Origin of the sequence: Tsukamurella strandjordii, assembly GCF_039525985.1 — a bacterium.
Taxonomy (GTDB): domain Bacteria; phylum Actinomycetota; class Actinomycetes; order Mycobacteriales; family Mycobacteriaceae; genus Tsukamurella; species Tsukamurella strandjordii.
On record NZ_BAAAII010000004.1, the window covers coordinates 578,044 to 590,140 of the forward strand.

Here is a 12,097-nt window from a genome sequence, read left to right on the forward strand (position 1 = left end):
TGGAGGAGACCGAGATGACCACCCCGTCTTACGATCGAGGCGCCGCCGAACCCGCCCTGCTCACCCTCACCATCGGCGCTCAGCTGGAGCTGACCGCCGACCGGTTCGGTGATCGCACCGCCCTCGTGGACGTGCCCTCGGGCCGCCGCTGGACCTACGGCGAGCTGCTCGACGATGCGCGCGCCGTCGCGGCGGCGCTGGTGCGCAAGGGCATCCGGCGCGGCGACCGGGTGGGCGTCTGGGCGCCGAACACCCCCGAATGGGTGATCGTCCAGTTCGGCACCGCGCTCGCCGGGGTGATCCTGGTCAACCTCAACCCGGCCTACCGGCAACGCGAGCTGGAGTACGCGCTGAACCAGGCCGGGATCGTGGCGGTGTTCACGCTCAGCTCCTTCAAGACCTCCGAGTACGCCGCCATGCTGGAGGCCGCCCGCCCCGAGGCGCCCGAACTCCGCGACGTGGTGACCTTCGACGGTGACGGCTGGGCGGAGTACCTCACGACACCGTCGGACGACGAACTGTCCGACCTCACCGACCTCGGTGATCAGCTCAGCGCAGACGATCCCATCAACATCCAATACACCTCGGGCACCACGGGATTCCCCAAGGGCGCCACGCTGAGCCACGCCAACATCCTCAACAACGGCTACCTCGTGGGCGAGCTGTTGAACTACACCGAGCAGGACTCGATCTGCATCCCCGTGCCCTTCTACCACTGCTTCGGCATGGTGATGGGCAACCTCGCGGCCATCACACACGGTGCGGCCATGGTGATCCCGGGTCCGGCCTTCGTGCCTCAGGAGGCGCTGGCCGCGGTGGCCGCCGAGAAGTGCACCAGCCTCTACGGTGTGCCCACCATGTTCATCGCCGAACTCGCTCTCGCCGAATTCGATTCCTACGACCTGTCCAGCCTGCGCACCGGCATCATGGCCGGTTCACCGTGCCCCGAAGAGGTGATGCGCAAGGTGGTCGATCGGATGGGCATGAGCGAGGTGTCGATCTGCTACGGCATGACCGAGACCTCCCCGGTGTCCACCCAGACCCGGGTCGACGATGCGCTGGAGCTGCGGGTGGGCACCGTCGGGCGAGTCGGACCGCACCTGGAGATCCAGGTGATCGATCCGATCGACGGCACCCCGGTGCCGCGCGGTGAGGTCGGCGAGCTGTGCACGCGTGGCTATTCCGTGATGACGGGCTACTGGAACAACCCGGAGAAGACCGCCGAGGCGATCGACACCGACGGGTGGATGCACACCGGTGATCTCGCGACGATGGACGAGCGCGGCTACGTGCGCATCACCGGCCGGATCAAGGACATGGTGATCCGTGGCGGCGAGAACATCTACCCCCGCGAGATCGAGGAGTTCCTCTACACCCACCCCGACATCCTCGACGCGCAGGTGATCGGCGTTCCCGATGAGAAGTACGGCGAGGAGCTGATGGCCTGGATCCAGCTGCGCGAGGGGGTGGACTCCTTCACCGTCGATGATCTCAAGGCCTTCGCCGACGGGAAGATCGCTCGGCACAAGATCCCGCGGTACGTGCACGTGGTATCGGCCTTCCCTATGACGGTATCGGGAAAGATTCGCAAGGTGCAGATGCGGGAAGAGTCCGTGACGCTGCTCGGTCTGGAAGGCTGACGGGGTGCATTCGATCGATCGCTTCGCAGCCTCCGTCGGCGTCCCCACCGGCGATTACGACGCGGTGTTCCGCTATTCCGTGGAGCAGCCCGAACAGTTCTGGGGCGGCGTGTGGGACTTCTTCGAGCTGGGCGAGCGCACCGGCCCGGTGCTGGTGTCCCGCGAGATGCCCGGCGCGCAGTGGTTTCCCGAAGTGGAACTGAACTACGTCGACCAGGTGCTCAGGTGGTCGTCGCTGCCGGGTGACGCGATCGTCGGGCTGTCGGACGACGGTACGCGCGTGGCGATCCCGTGGGCGGAGCTGCCGGCGCGGGTCTCCGCCACCGCCGAGCTGCTGCGTTCGCTCGGGGTGGGCACGGGCGACACCGTGGCCGCCTACCTGCCCGACGAGCCCTTCGCGGTGATCGCCTTCCTCGCCACCGCGTCGATCGGCGCGATCTGGTCGGGCTGCGGGCAGGACTACGCGCCCGAGGGCGCGGCCGGCCGGATGGCCCAGCTGCAGCCGACGGTGCTGTTCGCGCGCGACGGCTACCGGTTCGGCGATAAGGACGTGGACAAGCGCGCCGACACCGCGGAACTGGCTGCGCTGCTCGGCGTTCCCACCTCCCACGTGATCACCGCACTGCCGGAGCCGACGGCGCAGACGCCGCCGCTGGAACCGGTGCGCGTGCCCTTCGACCACCCGCTGTGGGTGCTGTTCAGTTCGGGGACCACCGGCAAACCGAAGGGCATCGTGCAGGGCCACGGCGGCATCCTCATCGAGCACGTCAAGGTTCTGGGCCTGCACAACGAGATCGCCGCCGGCGACGTCTTCTTCTGGCACACAGCGCTGAGCTGGATGATGTGGAACTACCAGGTGGCCGGCCTGCTCATGGGTGCCACCGTGGTGTGCTTCTCCGGTCACCCGCTGGCGCCCACCGCGGACCGGCTGTGGCAGATCTGCGAGGACGAAAAGGTCACCTTCTTCGGCACCAGCCCGGGCCAGCTCCAGGCCTCGCGCAAGGCGGATCTCGACCCCGGCACGCAGCACTCGCTGGTGCTCCGCACCGTGGGGAGTACCGGTTCGCCGCTCGCGCCCGACCTGTTCACCTGGGTGGACGAGCATGTCGCCCAAGGCCTCCCGGTGAGCTCGGTGTCCGGTGGCACGGATGTGTGCAGCGCCTTCTGCGGCGGCACCGCCTCGGTGCCGCACGTTCCGGGGGAGCTGACGGTGCGCTACCTCGGCTGCGCGTTGGAGGCCTGGGCGCCCGACCGCACGCCGCTCGTGGACGAGGTGGGGGAGATGGTGATCACCCAGCCGATGCCGTCGATGCCGACGCACTTCTGGAACGACCCCGGCGATGCGAAGTACCGGGCCGCCTACTTCGAGCACGAGTGGACCGACAGAGCTGATGTGCCCGGGTCCGGCGGAATCGCGCCCAACGTGTGGCGGCACGGCGACTGGGTGGAGCTGACCGACCGCGGGTCCGTGACCATCCACGGCCGCAGCGATGCGACGCTGAACCGCAACGGCATCCGGATGGGCTCGGCCGACATCTACGAGGTGGTCGAGGCCGTGCCCGAGGTCGCCGAGGCGATGGTCGTGGGTGTGGACGGGCCGGACGCGAAGTACTGGATGCCGATGTTCCTCACCCTGGTACCGGGTGCGGAGCTCACCGACGAACTGGTGGCGCGGATCCGCACCGACGTGCGCACGCGGCTCTCGCCGCGACACGTGCCCGACGAGATCATCCTCGCCCCCGGCATCCCGCACACCAAGACCGGCAAGAAGCTGGAGATCCCCGTGACCGGCATGCTCGCAGGCCGTGAGGTGAACGTGGACCCCAAGTCCGTCGACGATCCCGACCTGCTCGGGTGGTACGAGGACCAGGGCCGCGCGCACACCTGGTGATGCGCGGACAAGGGCGGCGCCGAGTTCCGTCGCCGCCCTTGTTGATCCGAGGATCAGGCGTGGTTCGAGGTGCAGGCCCAGGTGTAGATGTAGCCACCGTTGCGCAGGGCGCGGTTCTGGGCGACGCCCAGGGTGTCGCCCACGTTGCCCCAGTAGCTGGCGCGGGTCTTCGCCACGGCGCCACAGCCGTTGGCGAACGAGGCCAGGATGCGGCAATTGCCGTTGCAGTAACTGAGGGCGACGCGTTCCGCAGTGGCACGGTTGCCGTAATCGAGGGCGCGGCCCCAAGCGCCGTTGCTGCCCACGGCGATCGCGCCGTAGAAGACGCCGGGCGCGGCGTTGGAGGCGGCGGGCGCCACGGTGGACAGACCACCGGCGATGCCGATCACGGCCAGGCCGCCGGCGGCGAGACGCCGGGTACGAGAGAACGTCATGATGGATTCCTTCCGGGGGAGTGTTCTGAGATCAGTTGCCGTCGAGGGACTTCTGTTCGCCGCCCTCGGCGGGGGCGGCAGGGGCCACGTCGGGCTTGGTGACGGTCACCTTCTCGCCCCACTTCGAGAAGGTCAGCGCGAGCGTCGCGTCCTGCACCGGGATCACGGAGATGCGCACCACCTGGTGATCGCCGCTCGGCTGGATCCACACGGTGGTGCCCACCTCGGTGTTCGCGCCGCCCGTGGTCACGCGCGATCCGCTGATCGCCGCGATATCGGATGCGGGAACGGAGCCGGTGATCTTCTCGGTCTTCTGCCCGTCGATCGTCTCGCTGCCCGCCGACCTCGGATTCTTGAGCTTGGCCAGAATGTTCGGGATGCCCTTGGCGGGATCGAAGAGCGCGGTCACGTCGTAGATCGAATCGCCCTGGCCGTAGTCGGTGTACGCGCCGCCCGTCAGATCGGCGTACATGCGGCCGTCGATGAAGACGAACTTCGCCTCCACCGTGCCGCCCACGTTCACCCTCGCCGTGCCCTTCGCCGCGACGGACGGCTTGTTCTGCAGATCGCCGCTCACCTTCGTCACCGGAAGGTCCGGGATCGTGCCGGTGGTGGCGAGCTCGAAGTGCGCACTCGCGACGTTCTTCGAGGCGTCGGTGGCGCTCGTGACCAATCCGGCGGCGTCGACGGCGGACGCCGCGGCACTGGTCTCTGAGCCCGTTCCGCCGCCCTTATCGGAGCATCCGGTCAGGGTGACGGTGAGCGCGAGCGCGGCGGCCGCGGCGATCACTGTGGGGCGGGACGACTTCATGGGTGCGATCTCCTCGTAGTTCGATGGGAGAACTGTCGGCCAGGGCTCTTAACCGGGGCTTGCGTCCGCCTGAACCGGCACCGTTCCCGCAGGTTGTCGCCGCTGCCGGCGGAACCTACTCACCGGTAGCATCGGGACCGAGATAACCGCAGGTCATGCCCCATCGAAGGTCCGGATCGTCCACCTCGGTCAGTGAGATACGCCATTTGCAACGGGTCCCCGTCAGCGCTGATCGGGCGGGGCATAGAGTCGAACGCGGACCCGTGCGAATGCGGGTGGACCGAGTAACCAGACAGATGGTGAGCTGATGGATCTCTTCGAATACCAGGCGAAGGAACTGTTCGCTAAGCACGGTGTGCCAACCACGCCGGGCCGAGTGACGGACACCGCCGCTGATGCACGCGCAATTGCTGAGGAAATCGGCAAGCCCGTGATGATCAAGGCGCAGGTGAAGGTGGGCGGCCGCGGCAAGGCCGGCGGCGTGAAGTACGCCCCCGCCGCCGACGACGCGGAGACCCATGCGGAGAACATCCTGGGTCTGGACATCAAGGGCCATGTGGTGAAGAAGCTCCTGGTGGCCGAGGCCAGCGATATCGCGGAGGAGTACTACATCTCCTTCCTGCTCGATCGCGCGAACCGCACCCACCTCGCGATGTGCTCCGTCGAGGGCGGCGTCGAGATCGAGGTCACCGCCGAGGAGAACCCCGACGCGCTCGCCAAGGTCGCCATCGACGCGACCAAGGGCGTCGACCTGGCGCTGGCGCGCGAGATCGCCGAGAAGGGCAAGCTGCCCGCCGAGGTGCTCGACGCCGCGGCCGTGACCATCCAGAAGCTCTGGGAGGTCTACGTCGGCGAGGACGCCACCCTGGTGGAGGTCAACCCGCTGGTGCGCACCCCCGACGACCAGATCCTCGCCCTCGACGGCAAGGTGACGCTCGACGAGAACGCCGACTTCCGGCACCCCGATCACCTCGTCTTCGAGGACACCGGCGCCACCGACCCGCTCGAGGTCAAGGCGAAGAAGCACGACCTCAACTACGTCAAGCTCGACGGACAGGTCGGCATCATCGGCAACGGCGCGGGCCTGGTCATGTCGACCCTCGACGTGGTCGCCTACGCGGGCGAGAACCACGGCGGCGTCAAGCCCGCCAACTTCCTCGACATCGGCGGCGGCGCCTCGGCCGAGGTCATGGCCGCGGGCCTCGACGTGATCCTCGGTGACGAGCAGGTCAAGAGCGTCTTCGTGAACGTCTTCGGCGGCATCACCGCGTGCGACGCGGTGGCCAACGGCATCGTCGGCGCCCTGAAGACCCTCGGCGAATCGGCCTCCAAGCCGCTCGTCGTGCGCCTCGACGGGAACAAGGTCGAGGAGGGCCGGGCGATCCTGGCCGCCGCGAACCACCCGCTGGTGACGCTGGCGCAGACCATGGACGAAGGCGCCGACAAGGCCGCCGAGCTGGCGAACAAGTAAGGGAGACAACGACAACATGGCTATCTTCCTGACCAAGGACAACAAGGTCATCGTCCAGGGCATCACCGGCGGCGAGGGCACCAAGCACACCGCCCTCATGCTCAAGGCCGGCACCAACGTGGTCGGCGGCGTCAACGCGCGCAAGGCCGGCACCACCGTCTCGCACACCGACAAGGATGGCAACGCCATCGAGCTGCCCGTCTTCGGATCGGTCGCCGAGGCCATCGAGAAGACCGGCGCGGACGTCTCCATCGCGTTCGTGCCCCCGGCCTTCTCCAAGGACGCCATCGTCGAGGCCATCGACGCCGAGATCCCGCTGCTCGTGGTGATCACAGAGGGCATCCCGGTGCAGGACTCCGCGTACGCGTGGGCCTACAACGTGGACAAGGGCCGCAAGACCCGGATCATCGGCCCGAACTGCCCCGGCATCATCACCCCGGGCGAGGCGCTGGTGGGCATCACCCCGGCCAACATCACCGGTACCGGCCCCGTCGGCCTGGTGTCCAAGTCGGGCACCCTGACCTACCAGATGATGTACGAGCTGCGCGATTTCGGCTTCTCGACCGCCATCGGCATCGGCGGCGACCCGGTGATCGGCACCACCCACATCGACGCGATCGAGGCCTTCGAGAAGGACCCCGAGACCAAGGTGATCGTGATGATCGGCGAGATCGGCGGCGACGCCGAGGAGCGTGCCGCCGAGTACATCAAGGCGAACGTCACCAAGCCCGTCGTGGGCTACGTGGCCGGCTTCACCGCCCCCGAGGGCAAGACCATGGGCCACGCCGGCGCCATCGTCTCCGGCTCCTCGGGCACCGCGCAGGCCAAGAAGGAGGCCCTCGAGGCCGCCGGCGTCAAGGTGGGCAAGACCCCCTCCGAGACCGCCGCTCTCGCCCGCGAGATCCTGCAGTCGCTGTAACGCACGGCAATTCGGTCCACGGCCCCGTCGTCCTCGCGGACGGCGGGGCCGTCCCGTTTCCAGGCGGCGTTTTCTAGGCGGTGTGCTCGACGCTCCGGAACACCAGGTACAGCACGAGCGCCGCCGCGGCCAGCCCCGCGCCGAGCAGGCAGGCGCCCGTCCACCCGGCGATCGGCCACAGCGCCGCCGTCGCCGCGGAGCCCAGCGTGCCACCCAGGAAGAACGTGCCCATGAACACGGCGTTGATCCGACCGCGCGCCTGCGGCCGCAGCGAGAAGACCACCGCCTGCGAGGAATTCAGCGCGGCCTGCTGCCCGATCCCCATGAGGACCAGGCCCACGATCAGCGCCGGCAGGCCGATGGCGCCCGCCGCGGGAATCATGACCAACCACGCCGCTGACTGCACCGCCAGACCGCCCGCGGTGATCCGCGCGCCGTGGCCGCGGTCCACGAACCGCCCGATCGTCGGGCCCGAGAGCGCGCCCACGGCGCCCAGCAGACCGACCGCGCCGATCGCCGCCGGCGTCCAGCCGAACCGTTGGCCCGCCAGGAGGAACGTGACCGCCGCGCCCTGCACCATGAACGATGCCAGCGCCAAGCCGATCAGCACCGACCGCAGTCGCAGCACGGGCAGCTCGCGGATCAGTCCGGCCATCGACGCCAGCAGCGCGCGGTAGCCCGACGGGGTGAGGCCCGGCCGACCCGGATCGTGCCGGGGGAGCGCCCGCGCCAGGGCCGCGGTCACCAGGACGATCGCCCCCGCCAGCACCAGGTACGGCGTGCGCCACCCGGACAGGTCCGAGAGCACGCCCGAGAGGAAGCGGCTCACCACGGTGCCCAGCACCAGTCCGCTCATCACGATGCCCACCGCGCGGGCCTGATGCTCCGGACCCGCGAGCTCGGCCGCGTACGGCACGATCACCTGCGCGCCCACGGAGGTCACCGCCGCCACCGTCGCCGCGATCAACAGCACCGTGCCCGACGGTGCCGCGCCCGCCGCCACCAACGCCGCGGCGGTGATGAGCAGGAGCGTGAGCGCCAGCGGGCGCCGCCGCACCGCATCCGCCATCGGCACCAGCAGCACCAGTCCCACCGCGTATCCGGCCTGGGCGGCGGTCACGAGCAGGCCCGCCGCGGTCTCGGACATGCCGAGGCGTTCCTGCAGCAGGCCGAGGATCGGATGGGCGAGGTAGTTCCCGGCGACGGACAGTCCCGTCGCGAGGGCCATGAGGCGCAGCAGTCCGGAGCGGGAGGCGGTGGGCGCTGCGGTGGAGGTCGTGGTCACCTCATCGACTATCGTCGGCCGCAAGCGATGAGTACAACACATGGTTGAGATCGAATGATCGATGGGATTGATCGATGGAGCTGCAGCAACTCCGCTACGTGATCGCCACCGCCGAGACCCTGAACTTCACCCGCGCCGCGGAGCGGTGCCACGTGGTGCAATCCGCGCTCAGCCACCAGATCGCCGCCCTCGAACGCGAGCTCGGGGCGCGGCTGTTCGACCGCACCAACCGCTCCGTCCGGCTCACCGCAGCGGGGGAGGCCTTCCTCCCGCAGGCGCGCGCCGCGCTGGCCGCCACCGAACGCGCCGTCGACGAGGTGGCCTCCACACTCGGCAGTGTGCGGGGCACCGTGACCGTCGGCATGATCCCCACCTTCACCGCCTTCGACGTGGTCGAGGTGCTGCGCCAGTACCGGTGCGCCCACCCCGACGCGGCCGTGCGCGTGCGCAGCGGGCCCAGCGAGGACCTCATCGACGAGGTGCGGCGCGGCACGCTCGACCTGGCCCTCCTCGGTGTGCCCGAGGGCTTCTCCACCGCCGGGGTGATCGCCCGGAGACTCCGATTCGAGCGCCTCGTGCTGGTCGCGCCTGCCGCGCGGGGCCTCGTCGGGCCGCTGACCCTGGCCGATGTCGCCGACGAGCCCTTCGCCGACTACCCGGCCGGCGGGGCCGGACGCGCCGAGACCGACCTCGCCTTCGCCGCCGCCGGGGTCCAGCGGTCCGTGCCCTTCGAGGTGGACCGCTCCGAGACCATGCTCGCGCTGATCGCAGCCGGCCTGTGCGTGGGCACGGCCGCACCCGACACCGTGCCCGACGATGCCGCCCTCGCTGCCGTGCCGCTCGTCGACGGTCCGACCCGCACCCAGTACCTCGTGCATTCGAAGCTGCTCAGTCCGGCGGCGCGGGCGCTGCTGTCGATCGTCGACCGAACTCTCAGTGAGGTGAACCACAGAACGGTCGGAGATGGTGTATAGGGTGGTGACGTACTGGTCCCCACGGGGGCCGATGTCGACCGTTCGGGGAGATGACTTCATGACCTATTCAGGCGGATACGGGCAGCAGCCGGGCCAGGGGGGCTACGGCCAGCAGCCCGGACAGCCGGCACAGGGCGGTTACGGCCAGCCCGATTACGGCCAGCAGCAGGGCCAGGGCGGTTACGGCCAGCCCGCGCCCCAGGGCGGCTACGGCCAGCCCGGCTACGGTCAGCAGCAGGGCGGCTACGGTCAGCCCGCGCCGCAGGGTTACGGCCAGGCGCCGCAGGGCTACGGCCAGGGCTACCCGCAGCAGGGCTACGGCCAGCAGTACGGCGGCTACCAGCAGCAGGCCCCCGCCGCCCCGGCGAAGCCGATCGACCTGGCGCTGGTGCTGTCCATCACCACCGCTGCGCTCGGTGTCATCACCTTCCTGCTCGGCTTCCTCGACTTCCAGTCGGTCAGCGTCGGCCCGTACGGAACGGCGTCCAGCAACGGATTCGACGGGCTTCCGCTCGTCGCGCTCGCGCTGCTCCTCGCGGGCGGTGTGTCCGCGGGTCTGAGCCTGATCTCCAAGGGCAACACCGGCCGCACCCCGGCCGCCGCCCTCGCGATCTCGGGCTTCCTCGTGCTGCTGTTCGGGCTGTTCACCTGGAATAACCTGGCCTACGGGTTCTGGATCGGCCTGGTCTTCGGCCTGCTGACCGCCGTGGCCGCCACCGTGCTGGTGCTGGTCGACTCGGGCATCATCACCAACCCGGCCGATGCCGCCAAGGACGCCGACGCGACCGCCGCCGACGCCTCGGCTCCCGCCACCGCCGCCACCCCGGCCGCCACCGACTCGAGCCAGGCGCAGGCCCCCACCTCGTCGCCGTCGCAGCCGGCCGCGCAGTGGCCCAGCTACGGCAGCAGCTACCAGCCCAGCTCGACCCCGTCGAGCCAGGCCCCGGCCGCCTCGGGCTACCCGGCGCCGCCCGCGGCACCGTCGAACCCGGGCGCCTCGGCCTCGAGCGACGACGTGACCACCGCGTTCACGCCCAGCACCCAGTCCTTCGGCTCGCCGGCCGCGCCCACCCACGGTGCGCACTCGGTCGAGGGCGAAGACAAGCCGGGCCAGCAGAACTGACCCCGGCGCGGCGCGCCTGAACCGCCGTCGGCCGCTCTGATGACAGAGTGGATTGCGATGACGGATTCAGCGCGCGCCGCCGGGTCGGGCTCGAGCGAGACCCGGCCGCTGTTCGTCGTGGCCTTCGGGCCCTCGCTCATCACGCTCGCGTCGGCCCTCGTGGTCGGCGCGATCGTGCTTCTCAGCTCCTCCACCGGCCTCGGCGCGCTGGTCCCCACCGTCGCCGGGCTGTGGCTCGCGGTGCACCAGGTGCCCGTGACCATCAGCGACATCACGCTCGGTGTGCTCCCGCTGGTCCCCCCCATCGCCCTCGTCTGGGGCGTCGCCCGCGCCGCGCAACGGGCCGGGGGCGAGGGTCGCAGCCTGTCGGACCTGCGCTCGCTGCTGCTGTGCGCCATCGCCGGACCGGCCCTGTTCACCGCCATCGCTCTCGCCGTCATCAACGACGCCGCCGGCCGGTTCACCATCGCCACCCCGCCGCCGCTCACCGCCTTCCTGTGCACCGTGGCCGTGCACCTCGGCGGCGCGCTGCTGGGCCTGGCCCCCGCCTATTGGCCCGCCGTCTCCCGCTACCTCGGGCTGCCCGGGTGGTTCGCCGATTGCGCCCGGATGGCCGGACGCGCCCTGGCGACCTTCTTCGCCGTCGGACTCGTCATCGTGGTGGTGCGCCTGATCTGGCAGTGGCAGACCGTCTTCGAGCTCGTCCGCTCCGGCAACGACGCGGTGGGGATGATCGCCCTCGTGCTGCTCTCGCTGCTGTACCTGCCGAACGCGGTGATCGCGGCCGCCGCCCTGCCGCTGGGTGTGGGCGTGCAGCTGGGCCCCATCTCGATGAGCCTGTTCTCCGCCGCCCCGGGGCGCGCGCCGGGCGTGCCGATCCTGGCGGTGTTGCCGCAGAGCGACGCTCCCTGGTACCTGATGCTCCTGCTCGTCGTGCCCGCCGCCGTCGCGGTCCAGGTGGGCCGACGGTGCGCCGCCCGCTCGCTCAACCTCGGGCCCACCGTGGCCTCCGTGACCACCACGGCGGCGCTCACCGCCGTCGGCTTCACCGCCGCCGCCTTCGCCGCCGGCGGCGAACTGGGCGGCTTCGGATACGCCGGGGCCGATCTGCCCCAGCTCTTCGGCTTCACCTTCGCCTGGATCGCTCTGATCGGCGTGCTCTCCGCGCTCGTGCTGCAACAGTTCGGCGACTCCCGCCTGGTGCGCGCCGCCCGCAGGGCCGAGGACGAGGCCGCATCGGGCTACACCACCTACGCCGACGAGGCCGATGTCGTCGACGAGAAGACGGCCGCCGCCGAGACCGTCGAGATCGTGCCCGCCGACCGCGAGGACCACGAGGTGACCGAGGAGCTCACCGTCGACCCCGGTGCCGCACCTGCGCGCCCGGACGACGCCGACACCGGCGACTTCGACGCCCTCGCCGAGCAGCCGACCAGCCCCGTGCGCCCGGTCCGCAGCACCCGGACCCCGAACCGCGATCGCGCCGTCTCGGACGTCGAGGAGCTCGACAGCTACACCTTCGGTCAGTAGCGCGAAGCGACGGCGTTAG

At 70.1% G+C, this 12,097-nt stretch carries 10 protein-coding genes; 7 read left to right on the forward strand and 3 right to left on the reverse strand.

Annotated features, from left to right (window positions below):
* The first annotated feature begins 14 nt into the window (after nucleotides 1-14).
* Together ABD108_RS08855 and ABD108_RS08860 are read left to right on the forward strand one after the other, a co-directional pair.
* On the forward strand, nucleotides 15-1,640 hold the full coding sequence (locus ABD108_RS08855) for an AMP-binding protein (RefSeq protein WP_343930064.1): 1,626 nt from the start codon (nucleotides 15-17) through the stop codon (nucleotides 1,638-1,640).
* 4 nt (nucleotides 1,641-1,644) lie between these two features.
* Nucleotides 1,645-3,531 carry an acetoacetate--CoA ligase gene (locus ABD108_RS08860; protein ID WP_343930065.1) on the forward strand — a complete coding sequence of 629 codons (1,887 nt, stop codon included), beginning with the start codon at nucleotides 1,645-1,647 and terminating at the stop codon, nucleotides 3,529-3,531.
* Nucleotides 3,532-3,584: 53 nt separating this feature from the next.
* On the opposite strand, the gene ABD108_RS08865 is transcribed toward ABD108_RS08860, so the two are convergent.
* Both ABD108_RS08865 and ABD108_RS08870 read right to left on the reverse strand, forming a co-directional pair.
* Nucleotides 3,585-3,965, reverse strand: a complete 381-nt coding sequence (locus tag ABD108_RS08865; RefSeq protein ID WP_305111013.1) for a DUF4189 domain-containing protein — start codon at nucleotides 3,963-3,965, stop codon at nucleotides 3,585-3,587.
* A 31-nt stretch (nucleotides 3,966-3,996) separates the two neighbouring features.
* Nucleotides 3,997-4,776 (reverse strand): LppX_LprAFG lipoprotein, encoded by a 780-nt coding sequence (locus ABD108_RS08870; protein WP_343930066.1) that lies wholly within the window; start codon nucleotides 4,774-4,776, stop codon nucleotides 3,997-3,999.
* A gap of 307 nt (nucleotides 4,777-5,083) precedes the next feature.
* On the opposite strand from ABD108_RS08870, the gene sucC reads away from it, so the two are divergent.
* Both sucC and sucD read left to right on the forward strand, forming a co-directional pair.
* Nucleotides 5,084-6,247: an ADP-forming succinate--CoA ligase subunit beta gene (sucC, locus tag ABD108_RS08875; protein ID WP_343930067.1), complete on the forward strand. Its 1,164-nt coding sequence runs from the start codon at nucleotides 5,084-5,086 to the stop codon at nucleotides 6,245-6,247.
* A gap of 16 nt (nucleotides 6,248-6,263) precedes the next feature.
* Nucleotides 6,264-7,166, forward strand: coding sequence for a succinate--CoA ligase subunit alpha (gene sucD / locus ABD108_RS08880; protein ID WP_220658038.1), 903 nt, complete (start codon nucleotides 6,264-6,266; stop codon nucleotides 7,164-7,166).
* Between the two features lie 73 nt (nucleotides 7,167-7,239).
* On the opposite strand, the gene ABD108_RS08885 is transcribed toward sucD, so the two are convergent.
* A complete protein-coding gene (locus ABD108_RS08885; protein ID WP_220658039.1) occupies nucleotides 7,240-8,451 on the reverse strand; it encodes an MFS transporter in 1,212 nt (403 codons plus the stop codon).
* 74 nt (nucleotides 8,452-8,525) lie between these two features.
* Here ABD108_RS08885 and ABD108_RS08890 point away from each other — a divergent pair, with 74 nt between their 5' ends.
* From ABD108_RS08890 to ABD108_RS08900, 3 genes are read left to right on the forward strand one after another with little or no spacing between them, the layout of a single operon-like run.
* The gene (locus ABD108_RS08890) at nucleotides 8,526-9,425 is read left to right on the forward strand and encodes a LysR family transcriptional regulator (protein WP_220658040.1); all 900 of its coding nucleotides are present in this window, start codon (nucleotides 8,526-8,528) and stop codon (nucleotides 9,423-9,425) included.
* Between the two features lie 58 nt (nucleotides 9,426-9,483).
* Entirely contained in the window at nucleotides 9,484-10,548 is a 1,065-nt protein-coding gene (locus tag ABD108_RS08895) for a DUF5336 domain-containing protein (protein ID WP_343930068.1), read from the forward strand.
* 57 nt (nucleotides 10,549-10,605) lie between these two features.
* Nucleotides 10,606-12,078, forward strand: a complete 1,473-nt coding sequence (locus tag ABD108_RS08900; RefSeq protein WP_343930069.1) for a cell division protein PerM — start codon at nucleotides 10,606-10,608, stop codon at nucleotides 12,076-12,078.
* Nucleotides 12,079-12,097 lie beyond the last annotated feature (19 nt).

Coding starts and splice junctions, on each gene's coding strand:
- ABD108_RS08855 (WP_343930064.1), top strand. CDS start 15: ATGACCACCCCGTCTTACGATCGAGGCGCCGCCGAACCCGCCCTGCTC.
- ABD108_RS08865 (WP_305111013.1), bottom strand. CDS start 3,965: ATGACGTTCTCTCGTACCCGGCGTCTCGCCGCCGGCGGCCTGGCCGTG.
- ABD108_RS08870 (WP_343930066.1), bottom strand. CDS start 4,776: ATGAAGTCGTCCCGCCCCACAGTGATCGCCGCGGCCGCCGCGCTCGCG.
- sucC (WP_343930067.1), top strand. CDS start 5,084: ATGGATCTCTTCGAATACCAGGCGAAGGAACTGTTCGCTAAGCACGGT.
- sucD (WP_220658038.1), top strand. CDS start 6,264: ATGGCTATCTTCCTGACCAAGGACAACAAGGTCATCGTCCAGGGCATC.
- ABD108_RS08890 (WP_220658040.1), top strand. CDS start 8,526: ATGGAGCTGCAGCAACTCCGCTACGTGATCGCCACCGCCGAGACCCTG.
- ABD108_RS08895 (WP_343930068.1), top strand. CDS start 9,484: ATGACCTATTCAGGCGGATACGGGCAGCAGCCGGGCCAGGGGGGCTAC.
- ABD108_RS08900 (WP_343930069.1), top strand. CDS start 10,606: ATGACGGATTCAGCGCGCGCCGCCGGGTCGGGCTCGAGCGAGACCCGG.